Annotated in this window: 18 protein-coding genes and 1 pseudogene; 13 read left to right on the plus strand and 6 right to left on the minus strand. The window is 38.9% G+C overall.

What is annotated here, in order from left to right; all coding sequences use genetic code 11:
- Nucleotides 1-4 precede the first annotated feature (4 nt).
- Nucleotides 5-2944 carry a formate dehydrogenase subunit alpha gene (gene fdhF / locus ACMX9J_RS20770; RefSeq protein ID WP_154974032.1) on the minus strand — a complete coding sequence of 980 codons (2940 nt, stop codon included), beginning with the start codon at nucleotides 2942-2944 and terminating at the stop codon, nucleotides 5-7.
- A 366-nt stretch (nucleotides 2945-3310) separates the two neighbouring features.
- On the opposite strand from fdhF, the gene ACMX9J_RS20775 reads away from it, so the two are divergent.
- Genes ACMX9J_RS20775 through moaA form a run of 3 tightly spaced genes read left to right on the plus strand, consistent with a single transcriptional unit; the run spans nucleotide 3311 to nucleotide 5529 of the window.
- Nucleotides 3311-3655: a DUF2294 domain-containing protein gene (locus tag ACMX9J_RS20775; protein ID WP_013059689.1), complete on the plus strand. Its 345-nt coding sequence runs from the start codon at nucleotides 3311-3313 to the stop codon at nucleotides 3653-3655.
- 15 nt (nucleotides 3656-3670) lie between these two features.
- Complete coding sequence (gene fdhD / locus ACMX9J_RS20780; protein ID WP_033580428.1) at nucleotides 3671-4468, plus strand: formate dehydrogenase accessory sulfurtransferase FdhD; 798 nt, start codon at nucleotides 3671-3673, stop codon at nucleotides 4466-4468.
- Between the two features lie 44 nt (nucleotides 4469-4512).
- Nucleotides 4513-5529: a GTP 3',8-cyclase MoaA gene (moaA, locus tag ACMX9J_RS20785; protein WP_028412063.1), complete on the plus strand. Its 1017-nt coding sequence runs from the start codon at nucleotides 4513-4515 to the stop codon at nucleotides 5527-5529.
- A 13-nt stretch (nucleotides 5530-5542) separates the two neighbouring features.
- Here moaA and mobA read toward each other — a convergent pair whose 3' ends face one another.
- Nucleotides 5543-6112, minus strand: coding sequence for a molybdenum cofactor guanylyltransferase (gene mobA, locus ACMX9J_RS20790; RefSeq protein ID WP_028412064.1), 570 nt, complete (start codon nucleotides 6110-6112; stop codon nucleotides 5543-5545).
- 161 nt (nucleotides 6113-6273) lie between these two features.
- Between mobA and ACMX9J_RS20795 the strand changes: the two genes are divergently transcribed.
- Genes ACMX9J_RS20795 through moaD form a run of 5 tightly spaced genes read left to right on the plus strand, consistent with a single transcriptional unit; the run spans nucleotide 6274 to nucleotide 9784 of the window.
- Nucleotides 6274-7290: a molybdopterin-synthase adenylyltransferase MoeB gene (locus ACMX9J_RS20795; protein WP_034264243.1), complete on the plus strand. Its 1017-nt coding sequence runs from the start codon at nucleotides 6274-6276 to the stop codon at nucleotides 7288-7290.
- Nucleotides 7291-7306: 16 nt separating this feature from the next.
- Nucleotides 7307-8572: a gephyrin-like molybdotransferase Glp gene (gene glp / locus ACMX9J_RS20800; protein ID WP_028412066.1), complete on the plus strand. Its 1266-nt coding sequence runs from the start codon at nucleotides 7307-7309 to the stop codon at nucleotides 8570-8572.
- Entirely contained in the window at nucleotides 8560-9087 is a 528-nt protein-coding gene (gene mobB / locus ACMX9J_RS20805) for a molybdopterin-guanine dinucleotide biosynthesis protein B (protein WP_367077585.1), read from the plus strand. Before glp ends, mobB begins: the two co-directional genes overlap by 13 nt.
- Nucleotides 9084-9548 (plus strand): molybdenum cofactor biosynthesis protein MoaE, encoded by a 465-nt coding sequence (locus ACMX9J_RS20810; RefSeq protein ID WP_025752620.1) that lies wholly within the window; start codon nucleotides 9084-9086, stop codon nucleotides 9546-9548. The genes mobB and ACMX9J_RS20810 overlap by 4 nt, the downstream gene beginning before the upstream one ends.
- Nucleotides 9549-9550: 2 nt before the next feature.
- On the plus strand, nucleotides 9551-9784 hold the full coding sequence (moaD, locus tag ACMX9J_RS20815; RefSeq protein ID WP_028412068.1) for a molybdopterin converting factor subunit 1: 234 nt from the start codon (nucleotides 9551-9553) through the stop codon (nucleotides 9782-9784).
- Between the two features lie 32 nt (nucleotides 9785-9816).
- Here moaD and ACMX9J_RS20820 read toward each other — a convergent pair whose 3' ends face one another.
- The 3 genes from ACMX9J_RS20820 to ACMX9J_RS20830 form a co-directional block, all read right to left on the minus strand.
- A complete protein-coding gene (locus ACMX9J_RS20820) occupies nucleotides 9817-10458 on the minus strand; it encodes a nitroreductase family protein (protein WP_013059680.1) in 642 nt (213 codons plus the stop codon).
- 27 nt (nucleotides 10459-10485) lie between these two features.
- The gene (locus tag ACMX9J_RS20825) at nucleotides 10486-10923 is read right to left on the minus strand and encodes a MarR family winged helix-turn-helix transcriptional regulator (RefSeq protein WP_013085370.1); all 438 of its coding nucleotides are present in this window, start codon (nucleotides 10921-10923) and stop codon (nucleotides 10486-10488) included.
- Between the two features lie 390 nt (nucleotides 10924-11313).
- Entirely contained in the window at nucleotides 11314-11940 is a 627-nt protein-coding gene (locus ACMX9J_RS20830) for an undecaprenyl-diphosphatase (protein WP_028412069.1), read from the minus strand.
- Nucleotides 11941-12093: 153 nt separating this feature from the next.
- Here ACMX9J_RS20830 and ACMX9J_RS20835 point away from each other — a divergent pair, with 153 nt between their 5' ends.
- From ACMX9J_RS20835 to ACMX9J_RS20845, 3 genes are all read left to right on the plus strand, one after another.
- Nucleotides 12094-13230, plus strand: coding sequence for an MGDG synthase family glycosyltransferase (locus tag ACMX9J_RS20835; RefSeq protein WP_230624697.1), 1137 nt, complete (start codon nucleotides 12094-12096; stop codon nucleotides 13228-13230).
- Nucleotides 13231-13388: 158 nt separating this feature from the next.
- Nucleotides 13389-14114 (plus strand): response regulator transcription factor, encoded by a 726-nt coding sequence (locus ACMX9J_RS20840; protein WP_025752630.1) that lies wholly within the window; start codon nucleotides 13389-13391, stop codon nucleotides 14112-14114.
- The gene (locus ACMX9J_RS20845; RefSeq protein WP_033580431.1) at nucleotides 14092-15447 is read left to right on the plus strand and encodes an ATP-binding protein; all 1356 of its coding nucleotides are present in this window, start codon (nucleotides 14092-14094) and stop codon (nucleotides 15445-15447) included. Before ACMX9J_RS20840 ends, ACMX9J_RS20845 begins: the two co-directional genes overlap by 23 nt.
- 30 nt (nucleotides 15448-15477) lie before the next feature.
- On the opposite strand, the gene ACMX9J_RS20850 is transcribed toward ACMX9J_RS20845, so the two are convergent.
- Nucleotides 15478-16191 carry an FTR1 family protein gene (locus ACMX9J_RS20850; protein WP_416226138.1) on the minus strand — a complete coding sequence of 238 codons (714 nt, stop codon included), beginning with the start codon at nucleotides 16189-16191 and terminating at the stop codon, nucleotides 15478-15480.
- 213 nt (nucleotides 16192-16404) lie between these two features.
- On the opposite strand from ACMX9J_RS20850, the gene ACMX9J_RS20855 reads away from it, so the two are divergent.
- Together ACMX9J_RS20855 and ACMX9J_RS20860 are read left to right on the plus strand one after the other, a co-directional pair.
- Nucleotides 16405-17031 carry an FMN-dependent NADH-azoreductase gene (locus ACMX9J_RS20855; protein WP_416226139.1) on the plus strand — a complete coding sequence of 209 codons (627 nt, stop codon included), beginning with the start codon at nucleotides 16405-16407 and terminating at the stop codon, nucleotides 17029-17031.
- A 125-nt stretch (nucleotides 17032-17156) separates the two neighbouring features.
- Nucleotides 17157-17336: pseudogene (locus ACMX9J_RS20860) on the plus strand (hypothetical protein).
- The last annotated feature ends 1 nt before the right edge of the window (nucleotide 17337 follow it).

Below are 17337 nucleotides of genomic sequence, written 5' to 3' on the forward strand. Positions count from 1 at the left end.
CCTCCTATTTACTTGTTAAATGGACGTAGCCAGGACGATTCCATTTACGCTGAACCTCGACCCCATTTTGAGGATGACGTTTTTTGTTACGCGGATTTGTAGACGGTAAAGGCGTTTTTCCACCTTTGCTTAATACTTCCATCCGTACTTTTGTTTGTTTGTAAGCCGGCGTATTTGTTCGTTGGTCGACTGCAGGTCCCGTCAAGAAGTTAATAGCCGAATCTTTATGAACGGAGTGCATCGGAAGATACAGCTCATTTGCTTTTACTCGCTCTGTAATTAATGCCTGTACTTTTACTGCTCCAAACGGTGAGATTAATCTGACAAGCGAACCGTCTTCAATTTCACGCTCCTTGGCAAGCTGAGGTGAAATTTCTACAAATACTTCCGGTACCTTTGATTGAATACCGCTCGATTTATTGGTCATATTCCCTTCATGAAAATGTTCTAACATTCGTCCGTTATTAATGTGCAAATCATATTCCTCTGGAAATTCAGCAGGAAGAACCCAATCTGATAAAGCAAAGCGCGCTTTTTTATCTGGGAAATTAAACCCATCGACGTAAAGTAAAGGCGTGCTTTTTCCCTCTAAGCTCCCCCATAAGAAGCTATCCCAGCCTTCAAGGTTTTCGTAGCTGGCTTGGCTGAACAGAGGTGATAGACTAGCCATTTCTGAAAAGATGTCACCAGGGTGTGTATACGTCCAATTTGCACCTAAGCGGTTTGCAATCTCTTGAACAATCCACCAATCCGGCTTCGAATCACCAAGCGTTGGCAATGCTTGATACAATCTTTGTACGCGTCGCTCCGTATTAGTAAACGTTCCGTCTTTTTCAAGAGAAGGAACAGCAGGGAGTACAACATCAGCATATTGAGCCGTTCTTGAAAGGAAAATGTCTTGGACAACAAAAAAATCTAGATTTGATAATATTTCGTGTACGTGATTAGCGTTCGAATCGACAAGAGCCATATCTTCTCCTACAAGGTACATAGCTTTCATTTTTCCTTCATCAATTGAATGAAGCATTTGGATATTATCAAGACCCGGCTTGTCTTTAATTTTCACGCCGTATGCTTTTTCAAATTTTTCTCGAGCGACTGAGTCCGTGACGTGCTGATAACCTGGAAGCCAAGCGGGAAGAGTTCCCATATCGCATGCGCCTTGCACGTTATTGTGGCCTCGGAGTGGATAAGCGCCTGCACCAGGGCGTCGATAGTTTCCAGTAGCAAGCAACAGGTTTGAGATAGCCGCTGATGTATCAGAGCCTCCTGTATTTTGCGTCACGCCCATACCCCACAGCACACAGGTTCCATCGGCGTCTCGAATCATTTCAGCTATTTGAATGAGTGTTGCTGCTGAAATACCCGTAATTTGTTCAGCATATTCAAGCGTGTACTTTTCAAGTGAAGAGTTAAAGTCTTCAAAATAGTTGACGTTTTCTTGGATAAATTTTTCGTTGTGCCATCCTTGATCAATCATGTATTTTGTTACAGCCATTAGCCATACTTGGTCCGTACCTTGTTTTGGACTGATAAAAATGTCAGAGCGTTCAGCCATTTCGTTTTTGCGCAAATCTGCGACGATTAGTTTTTGGTCATGAAGCTTATGCGCGCGTTTGATACGAGTTGCTAATACAGGGTGACCTTCGGCAGGGTTAGCTCCAACGATGATAACCAGTCCAGCTTTTGCAATGTCTTTTATCGTGCCGGCATCGCCTCCCATTCCGACTGTTCGAAATAATCCATCGGTTGCAGGAGACTGACAGTAGCGAGAACAGTTGTCTACGTCATTTGTTTCAAACATTTGGCGAGCCAGCTTTTGAATAACATAGTTTTCTTCGTTTGTAATCTTAGAAGAAGAGATAAAACCAACGGATCCATGTCCGTACTGCTGATTGATGGAGTTTAACCTGCTTGCTACTAAATCGAGCGCTTCTTCCCATGACGACTCTACAAATGCGCCATTTTTTCGGATTAAAGGCTTAGTAATACGTTTTTCAGAGTTTACAAAATCCCAGCCGAATTTTCCTTTCACACAGGTTGAAATAGCGTTTGCGGGAGCATCTGAGCTAGGTTGAACTTTAAGGATTTCGCGGCCTTTTGTCCACACTTCAAATGAACATCCAACTCCGCAAAATGTACAGACGGTTTTTGTTTTTTTCGTCCGAGTTTCACGCATAGCTGCTTCCACCTCTGAAACAGCAAAAATTCCGCTGTACCCTGGTTCCACTTCTTTAACTAAATCAATCATTGGATTCAAAACGCTTTTTGGAAGTCCGGTCATGAATCCAGCTTCTCCGAGCATAGATTTTTCCATTAAGGCATTACAAGGGCATACTGTTACACATTGACCGCAGCTCACACAAGAAGATTCATTGATTGCTACACCATCATCCCAGAGAACGCGGGGACGTTTCGCTTCCCAGTCGATAGAGAGCGTTTCATTAACTTGAAGATTTTGACAAACCTCTACACATTGTCCACAAGCAATGCATTGATTAGGGTCATAACGGTAAAATGGATGAGACATATCGACTTCATCCTCTGAGGCCTTTGGCGTATAGGGGTATTTTTGATGTTCAATCTCCATCATTTCGGCTGTATTATGTAATTTACAGTTTCCGTTGTTATTATCGCAAACGGTGCAGTATAGCAAATGATTTTCTAATAAGCGATCCATTGCTTCCGTCTGTGCCGCTTTTGCGGGTGCTGATTGTAATTCAATCTTCATGCCGTTTTCAGCTTTTGTAGAACAAGAACGAACTAACTCGCCATTCATTTCAACAATACATGTGTCACAAGTTTGAATAGGGTCTACTTCAGGCACATAACAAATCTGAGGATGCTCGATGTTTTGCTGGTTAATAATTTCGAGTATGGTAGAACCTGAAGCTGCCTTGTATTCGTTGCCATTTATATGAACAGTGATGATTTCACGACTCATTTGTTTTCCTCCTTTATATAAAACAAAAAACCACCATGAATACACATGCCTAATTAAATAAGGGAAGTGCAATCATGGTGGAATAGTTTACTAGCAGGTCTTACTAATATGCCAATCCGGCCCATTTATATCGTTAAGAAAAAGTGATAGAGTAATAACAATTCATTATTATTATTATTCCATCTCGGTTATTTATAATTATATCGCTACGTTTTTAAATGCACAACTTTTTTAAATACCCAACTCTCTTCAAAAGTTTTGCTGCAAAGATTTTAGGCTTTTATTTTTTGAAGTGTTGATTTATGATAAAAAAACTGTAGGAATAAAATGCACAATTTAATTTTAATCGGTGGGAGAGCGTTGATTATGTCAAAAACAATTCATGAATTTAATGATATTATTCGGAAGCTTCGAAAAGATTTATTTGGAAAAGGACCGGAAAGAATACATACGGTTTTTGTTGAAAATATGGCTGTCTCAACACTGTATGGAAATTTAACTCCGACAGAAACATTTATTGCAAGCACTTCTGAAGGGTGTGACATGGTTCATTTAGCTCGAACAAAAATGATTCAAGATGTATATGCATCGAATCCGCCGGAAGGGCTAGAAGAATTGGTAGGAGCAAAGCTGGTTAATTTATTTTCAGATATGAAAATAAAAGAAAATATAGCGGTTTCCGTATTTGTTTTTGATAAAAACATTATTTAAAAAAGGAGACATCACATGAATTCGACCGTTAAGAAGCGTACAGTTCTTAGATTTAAAAATGGTGAAATGGAAAGCGTGGAAGATAAAATTGTAACGGAGTTTCCTGTGACTGTGAAAATTAATGAAGAAGAGTTTGTCACGATGGTATGTAGCCCTCAATACATTGAAGATATGGTAATTGGCTATTTAGCATCTGAAGGGGTTATTCGAGAATACAAAGACATTAAAAACATATGGGTTCAAGAAAAAGAAGGGTATGTTCATGTTACAATAGATAAATTAAACCCGTATTTTCAAAACCTTCAAAATAAACGATATATCACGTCTTGCTGCGGGGCGAGCAGACAAGGGTTTGTCTTTATAAATGATGCGCTGACTGCTAAAAAAATGAATGATATATCGGTAGAACTTTCAATTAAGGATTGTTTTCAACTCATGAATAAGCTGCAGCAATCTGCTGCTACGTTTCAAGAAACGGGTGGCGTTCATAACGCTGCCATTTGTGATAAAAATGGTTTCATGCTTAGCAGAATGGACATTGGCAGGCATAATGCTCTAGATAAACTATATGGGTATTGCTTAAAACACCATATTTCAATTAGGGATAAAGTAGTCGTTTTCAGCGGCCGTATTTCTTCAGAAATTTTGTTGAAAGTAGCGAAGATCGGGTGTGAAGTGGTTCTTTCAAAATCCGCTCCGACTGAACTTGCTTTAAATCTAGCAGAAGAATTGAGAATTACAACGGTAGGGTTTATCCGAAGTGATTCGTTGAATATTTATACATGCCCGGAAAGGATTTTAAGAGAAAGTTAATCTGCTGTGGAGAAGCTGACAGCTAGAGAGGAGAGATGAGGCAGATGTCATACACTATAGTTGATACGTTAAAGCGCCCTTTACGAGACTTGCGTTTGTCCGTAACAGATCGCTGTAACTTTCGCTGTCGATATTGTATGCCTGAAGAAATTTTTGGGGCAGACTATCCATTTTTACCTGCCGAAAATATTCTTTCGTTTGATGAATTAGAGAGACTCACGAGATTATTCGCATCGCTAGGAGTAAAAAAAGTGCGTATAACGGGAGGAGAGCCACTGCTAAGAAAAGGCTTGCCAGATCTAATCAATCGTCTGAAGCAAATTGAGGGTATAGATGATATTGCCATAACAACAAACGGCTCACTGTTAAAGAAGCATGCAGAAGCCTTATCAAAAGCGGGATTATCAAGAGTAACCGTCAGCTTAGACTCGCTTGATGAAGTGAGATTTCAAGAGCTGAACGGAAATCGAGGAAGCGTCAAACGAGTGTTAGAAGGAATAGAGGCAGCAGCTCTTGCGGGGATTTCAGTCAAAATAAACATGGTTGTCCAAAAAGGCAAGAACGAGCAGGATATCCTTCCGATGGCCCAATATTTTAAAGGCAAAAAACATACGCTGCGCTTTATTGAATACATGGATGTTGGAAATTCAAACGGATGGAAAATGGATGAGGTTATAACAAAGAAACAAATTCTTGATATAGTTGGACAAGAAATGCCTCTTGAAGAAATTCCGCCTCATTACACGGGAGAAGTAGCTACCAGGTATCGGTATGTTGGGACAGAAGAGGAAATTGGTATCATTTCATCCGTGACAGATTCATTCTGTTCGACTTGTTCACGCGCAAGAGTATCGGCTGAAGGAAAGCTCTATACCTGCTTGTTTGCGTCAAAAGGGTACGACCTCCGGAAACTGATACGATCACAAGCATCTGATCATACTGTTTGTGACACCATTTCTGATATCTGGAATCATCGGAAAGATCGTTACTCAGATGAGCGGGCTAACGGAAGACAGGTCCAAGGCGCTGAGAAAGTGGAAATGTCTCATATTGGTGGATAATTCAAAAAAAGCCTTATAAATGCCAATCACTGCGATGATTCACATTTATAAAAGTAGGATCTTCTGCTGAAAAAGGCACGCGAAGGACGTTTGCCTGATTCAACAATCCTGTAAGCCTTCTTTCACCTTGTGTAACGAGTTGGTCAATAAGAGGAAGCGTTCTACGGTGATAGAGGGCTAGAAGCGGGTGCATGTGATTTGGCTGAACAGGAAGAACAATATCAGCTGAGTTCGCCTGAGTTAGGGTAATCATATTATGAACAAACTCAGCATTAACAAAAGGAATGTCACACGAAAGAATAAAGAACCATTCAGCACGGCAATCAATTGCAGTTAAAGCATGATGAATTGCATACAAAGGTCCTTGATACGGGCATTTTTCAACTGCAAATGAAACATCTTTTCTTTGAAAATAAGGAAGTAAATCTTGGTTGGTAGACACAAGTATAGGTGTGACGTGATTTTCTTTTAATGCATCTATACTATATTCGTAAAATGATTTCTTGTTATAGGTTTCAAACATTTTTGGTTGACCGTAGCGAGAAGATTTTCCTCCTGCTAATACAATGCCGGCAATGGACATTTATTAAATACCTCCATCAAAATATATTTGTATATTTATGCACATAAGCGTCCGTAAAGCAGCTTAGCTTTATGTGTATAATAGCATGTTTTTAAAGAAATATCTTTGACGAAGGAATAGATAGTGAAGTCATAGATTGAACGAGAAAGGGAGAGAAAAGAGTGACAGAACGTTATTCACGTCAGCAGCTTTTCCAGCCCATTGGAAACAAAGGGCAGCAGCAAATTAGAAGTAAGCATGTTTTAGTTGTAGGCGCAGGGGCTCTAGGCAGCGCTAGTGCAGAAGCTCTCGTGCGTGCTGGAATTGGAAAATTGACTCTTGTAGATCGTGATTATGTAGAATGGAGTAATCTGCAGCGTCAGCAGCTTTATACAGAACAAGATGCGCAAAACAAACTGCCTAAAGCTGTAGCAGCCAAAAATCGTTTGCGTCAAATAAACACAGAAGTGAAAATCGAAGCGCTGGTGATGGATGCTCAGCCTGCTAATTTAGAAAGTATCGTCCAAACAGCTGATTTGATTATCGATGCGACAGACAATTTCGACATTCGCTTTATTTTAAATGATTTGTCACATAAGTATGAAGTTCCTTGGATCTACGGCTCATGTGTAGGGAGTTATGGCACCACTTATACCGTTATCCCAAACGTAACCCCTTGTCTGCACTGCATATTGAAAAAAGTGCCTGTGGGAGGAGTGACGTGTGAGACAGCAGGAATTATCAGTCCAGCCGTTCAAATTGTGGCAGCCTATCAAATAACCGAAGCATTAAAAATTTTAGTGGGAGACGTTGAAGCTTTGCGACACACATTTCTAACTTTTGACGTCTGGAATAATCAGCACGCTGAATTTAAGACGGGTAAAATGAAAAGTTATGAATGTTCTTCTTGCGGATCGGCACGCACATATCCGTACTTAGCGTATGAAAATCAGCTTAAAACAGAAGTTCTTTGCGGCAGAGAGACGGTTCAGATCAGACCCTCGCAGCAGCATTTACACAACTTTGATGAATTGGAAAAGCGTTTAAAAAACCAAGGGAAAGTAGACCGCAACCCATATCTTCTGTCATGTCAGCTTCCAGAGCAGCGCTTTGTTATTTTTCAAGATGGCCGTGTATTTATTCATGGAACGAATGATATTCAATTTGCGAGAAGTTTATATTATCGTTTATTAGGATGAGTAAAGGAGTGAAAAAATGAGAGAAAAGCGAACTCCTATCCCTGTCGGAGAATGCGTTGGGCGAGTGATGCAGTATGTCAAAAGCGGAAAGCAAGAAATCATTGCGCTTGAAGAAGCTCACGGCAGATTTTTAGCAGAAGATTTAATGGCAGATCATGATGTTCCTGCTTTTAATCGTTCTCCATATGATGGTTTTGCTATTCGGTCACAAGATACGAAAAAAGCATCATCACTTCATCCAGTAGAACTGGATGTTCGAGGAGAGATAGGAGCGGGTTCTGTTTTTGAACATACAGTCAACGCGATGCAGGCTGTGCGTATTATGACAGGAGCTCCTATTCCAAAAGGCTGCGATGCGGTGGCAATGCTTGAAGTAACAAAAGAATATACAAAAGACAACCAGCCCGTCGTTCAAATCAAGCGGTCGTTTAACAGCGGAGATAACATTTCGTTTCAAGGAGAAGAAACAAAAAAAGGCACTATGTTAGTTTCAAAAGGAACGTATATCACTCCGGGAGTAGCTGCTCTTCTAGCCACATTTGGTTATAGTAACGTAGCTGTCTTCAAAAAACCTGTAGTTGGATTACTTGCAACGGGAAGTGAACTAGTGGAAGTACGTGATCCTGTTCAGCGAGGGAAAATTCGTAATAGCAATGCTCATATGCTTCGTGCCCAAATTGAAAAAGCTGGAGGAGAAGTAAACTATTTTGGTATTATGCCCGATGATTTAAGTCAGTGCTACAGCGCGGTAAAATCTGCGCTATCAGAAGTGGACATGCTGATTACAACGGGGGGCGTTTCAGTAGGAGATTATGATTATCTACCAGAGGTGTATAAGCAATTACAGGCCGAAGTTCTTTTTAATAAAATAGCGATGAGACCAGGCAGTGTCACAACAGTTGCACGTATGGAAGACAAGCTTTTATTTGGTCTATCGGGAAACCCTACGGCCTGCTACGTTGGTTTTGAACTGCTAGCTCGTCCGGTCATCAGTACATATGCGGGGAAAAGAACCCCTCACCTCCGGAAAGAAAAAGCTTTGTTAGGAAAAGACTTCTTAAAGCCAAATCCTTTTATGCGATTTGTATCTGGCAGGCTTTCATACAGGGAAGGACAGCTGATTGCTTCTCCATTAAGCTTTACAAAATCTAGTGCTGTTTCTTCTTTAGCTCATGCGGATACGTTAATTATATTTCCCGGAGGGACGAGAGGGTACAAAGAAGGAATGCTGGTTGACGTCTTATTGCTAGATGACGTGCAGGGAAGTGAATGGCCTTGGTAGCAAGTTGCACCGTTTTACAAGTAGTTGGATTTCAAAACAGCGGAAAAACGACTTTAGTGGAAAAGCTAATTAAAAAAGCGAAACAATTCGATCTACATGTAGGTTCTATTAAGCACCATGGACACGGCGGACCTCCAGATAGCAGCAGTGAGCTAAAAGACAGTCATCGCCACCAGCAAGCAGGTGCCGATGTGGCAGGTGTAGAAGGAGGTGGGATCCTTCAGCTTACGGCAAACAGTAAAGACTGGAGCCTAAAAAAGCTGATTGATTTTTATCAATTTTTCTCGCCAGATGTCATTTTTGTTGAAGGATATAAAAAAGAATCCTATCCAAAAGCAGTCTTGATTCGAAGTGAAGAAGATCTTGTTCTGCTTTCCTCTCTAACCAATATCATATGCGTGATTAGTCACATTCCGCTTAAAAACGAAGTGCAGCGAGCATATCCAATGTTTCACTTACAAGAAGACGAGCTTTATCTTAATTTTTTATTGAAAGAAGTGGGGGAAAGAAGATGAACCAGCACTTATTTGAAGTAGTAAATCAGCCAATTGCGGTAGATGAAATAATTAAAAAAGTTTCTAGAAGAGACGCGGGAGCTATTACGACATTTATTGGAACGGTAAGAGAATTTACAAAAGGCAAAAAGACGCTCTCTCTTGAATATCAAGCCTATGTGCCAATGGCAGTGAAAATGCTCAGCCAAATTGGTGACGAAATTCAGGAAAAGTGGCCGGATGCTTTGACAGCTATTACTCATCGAATCGGAAAGCTTGATATAACAGAAGTCGCAGTAGTTATTGCGGTTTCTTCTCCGCATCGCAAAACAGCTTATGAAGCAAATGAGTATGCTATTGAACGTATTAAGCAAATTGTGCCAATTTGGAAAAAGGAATTTTGGGAAGATGGAACAAAATGGATTGGCGATCAGTTAGAAACAAAAGAATATCCTGAAGGAAAGCCATTGAAGGAGATGTAAAAATGATTAACGTCTTATTTTTCGCTGCTATACGTGAAGAGGCTGGAGTGGAACAAGTAACAGTTGATAAGCAAGATATAACAGTGAAGGAATTAAAGGAATATGTACAAAAAACATATAAGCTGTCCTCTCTGAATCAAACGATGACGGCAGTCAACGAAGAGTTTGTAACAGATGAAGAAATCATTGGAACGGGAGATACCGTTGCATTTATTCCACCCGTTAGTGGAGGATAAAAAAAGGTGCTGAATACACAGCACCTTTTTTATTATCTAAATTGAGCTACTTTTTCAATTGGTAAACGTACAGAAGGGTAACCGCTATTTGCTGCTTTGCCGATTGAAAGTAACATAACCGGTGCATAGCGTTCTTTGTCTAAACCGAATGCTTCGGCAATTTGATCTTTTTCATAACCGCCAATAGCATTCGTATCATAACCGTGAGCACGTGCAGCAAGCATTAACTGCATAGATACTAAACCGCCGTCAATTAATACCGTTTCTTTATTTAATTCTTCAGAAGCAGCTGCGTAGTGCGCTTTGATTTTTGGAATTTGCATATCTCTAATTTCTTGTGGCATATAGCCTAGTTCAACAGCTTTATCGTAAATTTCATCTAAATTTTCTTCGCTTTTTAAATCGCCGAATATCGCAATAACAGCTGCCGATGTTTCTACTTGTGATTGATTAAATTTAGCAAGCGGAGCTAGTGTTGCTTTTCCTTCAGGGCTATCAATTACTAGAAAGCGCCAAGGCTGTGCATTAACAGAAGATGGAGCTAGCGTCGCTTCTGTTAAAATTTCTTTCATTTCTTCACGGCTGATTTTGACAGATGGATCGTAATAACGAATAGATCTGCGCCCTGTAATAATATCTTGGAAATCATTGTTTAGTGTTTTTGTTTGTGTCATGATGAACTCTCCTTTATGTTAAAAATGTTATGACCGTTCAATGGCCGAAATGTTTACTTTTAAACGCTCAAGCATCTTGGAAAGCAGCAGCTGTTCTTCTTCGCTGAAATCTTTAAATGCTTCATCAATAAAGCGAGCTTTTTCGTTTCGAAATGCACCGATTTTTTCATGTCCGCTTTTCGTAAGCTTTACAAATGTTACGCGGTTGTCATCAGGATTTTTACGGCGTGATACAACATCTCTTTCTTCTAGCTGCTTTAAATGCCTTGTAATTGCAGCATTATCAATGTTTACTTGCTGTTGAAGCGCCTTTTGACTCATTTCACCTGTTTCATAAAGCTGATGTAAAATATCAAGACGTGATTGGCTAACACCGGTACAATGCTCAAACTTTTGATTAATTTGTTTATTAACTTCTTGCAGAGCATACAGAACATTTGCTTTTTCAGAACATGAATGTGACAAGAAAGTCGCTCCCTTTTTTCTATGATATTTATTGATGGATTAATATTTGATACATCAATGTTTGATACATCAACTAATATAAAATAAATAAAAGTGAAAGTCAAGAAAGTGAACAATCTTTTTTTATAAATAATAAAAAGAGATTGAGATATAACGAAATCAATGCAATCTAAAGACGAACAAATCGGATAAATGAGCTCGTATGGACCGCTTGTGACACGGTAGTTGATTTTCGTGCAAGACTTCGCTTTGTCCTCCAATCAACTGCCAGAAGGAACGAAACAGATAAAATCTACGTTCATTGTAACCAAAAAAAACGAACCACTGATCAAACGGTTTGATTAGTGGTTCGTTTTTCACTTCAACTATACTATTTTTGTCTTAGCGTCTTTAAGCTGAATGATTTTTTTTACTAATTTGTTCATGCGTGTAAGGAGACAGAAACGGAATACGCTTGATAATCACATCGTGAATCCAGAATAATCGCTGGATAAGAGGAGCTGTTTTATCTGAAAGATAGATAACAAAGCAGCTGATAGCTCCCGCAATTACCATGCCTCCAAGTACATCTGCTGGATAGTGGACACCTACGTAAATGCGTGAAAGGCCCGAGATGGCAGCCCATATAAAAATGACGCTTCTCCATTTGTTTTTTCGTAACCACATGATCCAAGCAGCAGAAAAGACTAAAATCGAATGATCACTGACAAAAGATGAATTAGCCGGGTGCGGAATCAGCTTATGAACATGATGAGTCACAAACGGACGCGGGTGGTAATACACCAGGTGAATGACTTCATTGATACAAAGAGAAAGGACAATTGTAAACAACATGTATAAAGCCGTATAACGGTGATAAATTGTTCTTTCTGTTTTTCCGCTAAACCAAAGCAAAAGCAAACAAGCCATTATAAAATAAGGAACGCTATTCGTAATGATAACCATGACAGAATCCATTGCGCTGGATTTACCAGCAAACGAGTTAATCCATTGAAATACTTCGTAATTGAGGTTCATTTGTTTTCTCCTTATGCAGTACTTTTCACTCTTAGTTTAGATTGACACTCTAAAAAAACGATGAATTTCACATTAAAAATCAATTAAAATCCGAAATTCAAGGGCATTTAATGATATAAAAAGGAGAGGAAGAAACTGCTTTTAGAATAGGAGATGAAACAGTTGAAAAAGGTTTTATTTTTACCTCTTCTAAAAATGCCTTCTGGCCATCATCAAGTGGCAGAGGCGTTAATGGATATATTGGAAAGAAGAACAACAAATATTTGTTATAAAAAAATAGATTTATTAAGTTATACAAACGAACTATTAGAAAAAGTGGTTACAGGCACATATTTGAAATGGATTCGTTATGCTCCAGAAACATACAATATGGCATACAAACATCTCTTTTATGAACCGCCTGTTCATTCATTCAAATGGTATCATCACGTATTTGCAAAAAAAATGGAGCACTTAGTTAAAGAAGAAAATCCGGATTTAATTATATGCACACATGGATTTCCTTCTTATTTGCTCAGCCAATTAAAAGCAAAAGGCAAGTGCAATGTTCCTATTATAAATGTCTACACGGATTTCTTTATTAATAATTTATGGGGAAAAGAAGAGATTGACTTTCACTTTCTTCCTAGTGAAGAAGTAAAAAGAGGGCTTCGTGCTCAAAGTGAAATTCCACTTCAAAATATGATGGTCACAGGGATACCGGTACATGAAGAAATAACAAAAACAAGAACTGTTAAGCATCATGGTAACCGAAATATTTTAATTGCCGGAGGCAGCAGCGGTCTAGGCAATATTATGGATTTTTACAATGATTTAAAAGACGCGCGCCATTTTCATTACTTTGTCTTATGCGGCAAAAATCAAAAGTTATATGAAGAAATCAAAGGGTGGGAACTACAACACGTTACACCAATTCCGTACATTTCATCACGCACAGAAATGAATGAACTGTATGAGCGAGTGGATGCTATTGTAACAAAACCAGGTGGTATCACGGTCAGTGAAGCTCTTCGCAAAAATTTACCGATTTTTGTTCATTCTGCTTTACCGGGTCAAGAAGAGGTGAATTTACGCTATTTAACAGAGCGAAACTTAGTTCAAGAACTAAAGGCGGATCAATCGTTAGAAAGTCAGCTGCAGACAGTGCTGCAGGATGCTGATAAAATGAGCACATTGTATAACGCGATTGCTGCTTACCATAAAGAAATTGAAGCACAAACGCCTGAAGAACTTTTAGCAGTAGTCAATTGGATTCTAGGTGAAAAGCAAACGATTGGTCTTCATGCGTAAAACATTCATGTTTACAAACAATAAGGATAAGCTAAAGAACAAGTATGTTGAAAAAGTAGGGTTTAGATAAAAAAACAAACATCTTTTGAAAAAGGTGTTGTTTTTTTATCTAAAGAAGCTATTCTTTCACTTAAGACATGTGGTGAGAGGTGCATAATATGAAAGAGAAAATTTTAATTGTGGAAGATGAAGCGCAAATTGCGAAAGTGCTAAAGATTGAATTGGAATTTGAAGATTATGAAGTAGATGTTGAGTACGACGGGAAAGCGGGTTTAGAGACGGCAATATCCGCTCAATATGACCTCATTTTGCTCGACGTGATGCTTCCAAGTCTGAGCGGTATTGAGGTGTTAAGAAGACTTCGGAAAGCGGAAGTGTTTACGCCAGTTATTTTATTAACTGCCCGAAATACGACGTTAGATAAGGTAATGGGGTTAGACCAAGGGGCTAATGATTATGTTACAAAACCGTTTGAAATTGAAGAGCTGTTAGCACGAGTTCGCTCTTGTATTCGCTATCGTTCGCTCGTAGAAGCATCAGGAACGAAAGAAGCTGAAGCAGAGCTCTTAACGATCAGTGATTTGACCATTAATCTTGAAACAAGGGAAGTCCTAAGAAACAATGAATCCATTACGTTGACACCGAAAGAGTATGATTTAGTCGTGTATTTGCTTACGAATAAAAATAAAATTGTCACGAGAGAAGGGATTCTCACAAACGTTTGGGGCTATGAATATGAAGGAGAAACAAACGTAATTGATGTGTATATTCGCCACTTAAGAAAAAAAGTAGATGAAGGTTTTTCTACTTCTCTCATTCATACGGTGCGGGGCGTAGGATATATGATGAAAGAGGAGAAACATGAAGATCACGACGAAGATTAATTTGCTGACAACAGCATGGCTAGTGGTTATTTTATTAATCATGAACATCGTTGTTTTTTTCTCCTTCACTAAATCTACGGTGAATATGGAACAGGACATTTTATTCGAAAAAGCACGCGAGATTATTCAAAAAGGTCAGCAAGATCATTCCGTGGAGCTTTCGCCAGAGTTACTAAAATTTTATTTGACCAACCATTCATTTATCCGAACAGTCTCAGAAAATTCTACGGTCATTAATCAAGTATCAAATGATCCTCATCTGGTGAAAATTAAGCCCGAATTTTCAAAGAAAAAAAAGGTGAAGCTTCGTAAAATTAGAGAAAAACAAGTATTGGTTATTCGCATGCCTGTCAAAGTCAATAATCAAGTCGTTGAAACGCTTGAGATTGGTGAGCTCCTGACTGGTTTTGAAACCCGCAAAGATATTTTGCTATCAATTTTGATTTTTTGTTCGCTTGTGTCCATTTTACTGTCGCTTTTAGGAGGAAGATGGTTATCACGCGTCATTATGCATCCTATTAAAAATATGGTCACAACGATGAAAGAGATTGAAGAGAGCGGTGTTCCTAAAAAAGTTCTCATTCAAACGGAGACGAGAGATGAACTGCAGGGTATGACCGTTACGTTTAATCATATGATTGACCGCTTGCGAGAAAATATTGAAAAGCAAAATCAGTTTGTTTCTGATGCTTCTCACGAATTAAAAACCCCTCTAACCGTTATTCGCAGTTATTCTAATTTATTAAGAAGAAGAGGGATTAAAAATGAAGAAATTACGCTGGATGCGATCGACACCATCTATGCGGAAGCAACCAAAATGCAAAAAATGATTGAAACGCTGCTTGATCTGGCAAGTGTGGAAAAAGAACAAACGCTTGATATGAAGCAAACAGATCTTGTTCTTATTTTTGAACAAATCGTTAAGCAGCTGCAGCAGGTATACAAAAGAGAATTAGTTCTTCATTATGATCAAACGCCCATTATGATTCAAGTGGATGAACTGAAAATGAAGCAAGTGCTGATTATTTTGCTTGATAATGCAATTAAATACAGTACGAATAAAATTGAAGTGACCGTGGAAAAAAAGCAGGAAGATGTCATTATCAAAGTGAAAGACTATGGAATTGGTATTCCAAAAGAAGATCTTGCACATATTTTTGAACGTTTCTACCGAGTGGATAAAGCTAGAAGCAGAGCTACGGGAGGAACGGGGCTTGGACTATCGATTGCACAAACTATTGTCCGTCAGCATAAAGGCGAGATTTTTATTAAAAGTGAAGAAGAACAAGGAACGGAAGTTGTGATTCATCTTCCCGTTTCATCTATAAACTAAAAAAGCCGCCATTAGGGGGCTTTTTTATGATTATGATGCTGATTTTTGTTTTCTTACTCTTAATTTTTTTAACTCCGTTTGGAAGAATAGATACAGTGATGCAACTGTAAATACACTAAATCCAATTATCTCAAGGGGTTCTCCACCAGCTTCAAATAGCTTAACCAAACCTTCACCGCATAACTCTCCCCCAATAAAAATAAGGAAAATACCAAGCGCTTTAAAAATAATCCAAAGGTTCAGCTTAATAGCTGTTTTGAACAAAATGTATGTAATAACGACGGCCAGCAAAATGCCACTTATACTGCCGGATACAATAGAAGAGGCGTGTTGATTCACTTGTGTCAGATTAAAAATGATTAGTTCTGTTCCTTCACGAAAGACAGATAAAAAGGCTAAAACGATTAATCCCCACTTGGAAGAGCTTTTGGAAATTTTTGATGTAACTGAAGATGTCACTTCTTTGCTTCGGTGCAACCACAGAATAAAATAAGCAATAAGGCCAGCAGCTAAAAGCATCATGACTCCTTCAAAAATTTCTTCTGACTCTTCTTCTAACTCTTTCGCCTCATTAAAACCAATAAAGCCAAATACTAAGCTGAAAATAAGGCCAGCAGCAGCGCCAATAAAGACAGAATATTTTAAGTCTTTTCGGCCGATTTTTGTAACATGAGCTAAAATAATTCCAATGATAAGTGATGCTTCTAAACCTTCACGAAGCGACAAAGCCAAACTTGACCACATAAAAAGCTCCCCTTACGTTAAATGATAAATAATAATTTCTCTCTAATTTTAATGATAATGATTATCGTTGTCAATGTGATTTTTGGCTCTTTAATAAATTCTTATATAGGATTTTTCAGACTAAAGTATGAAAGTATTTCATTATAAAGTCGTGCGAAACGCAAGGACAAAGCGAATAAAATAAGAGTATCAACAATCAGTGGAGGTTTTAGTATGAGTTATACTCTTTTTATAAAAGCAAATGACAGATCGGCAAGTGAAGCGGTCAGCGTAAAATTATATGATGCGTTTTTAGAAAGCTATCAACAATCGCACCAAGGTGAAGAAATAATGGAGCTGAATTTGTTCAAAGAAGAACTTCCTTATTTAGGTGCTGACATGATAAACGGTCAGTTTAAATTAGCAAGAGGGCTAGAAGTGACGGCAGCGGAAAACAAAGCAGCAGAAATTGCTAATCGTTACCTAGAACAATTTGTGAAAGCTGATAAAATTGTCATTGCCTTTCCTCTTTGGAATTTTACTGTGCCGGCCGTGCTTCATACGTACTTTGATTATTTAAATCAAGCAGGCAAAACGTTTAAGTATACGCCAGAAGGTCCTGTGGGATTACTGGGCGATAAAAAAGTGATGTTATTAAACGCGCGAGGCGGAGTATATTCAGAAGGTCCATCAGCTGAGGTCGAAATGGCCGTTAAATATGTCAGCAGCGTACTTCAATTTTTTGGAGTTACGGATGTGAACTCTGTTATTATTGAAGGACATAATCAGTTTCCGGATCGTGCTCAAGAAATTATTGAAAGTGGCTTAGAACAAGCAGCACAAGCAGCCAAAATATTTTAAATAACCGTAGTAAAAAAGGACAGGACAAAAGTATTTTAGGTGAAGGTATATCCGAACGATAAATCGTTCGGATTTTTTGATGTTATGGTAAGCGTAGGTTTCGTGCATGTAGTAGCTTTTAGGTGTTGATTGGAGGGCAAGGCGAAGACTCCTGCGGGAAAAGCGGAACAGGTGAGACCCCGCAGGAGCGCAAGTGACGAGGAGGCTCAGCGCCCGCCCGCGGAAAGCGAAGCCTTGCACGGAAATCAACAGCCGTGTCACAAGCGGTCCATACTAGCGCCTTTATCCCATTTGTCCTTATTTAGA

It is taken from the genome of Priestia sp. RMT2NF4 (assembly GCF_047872835.1).
GTDB lineage: Bacteria > Bacillota > Bacilli > Bacillales > Bacillaceae_H > Priestia > Priestia zanthoxyli.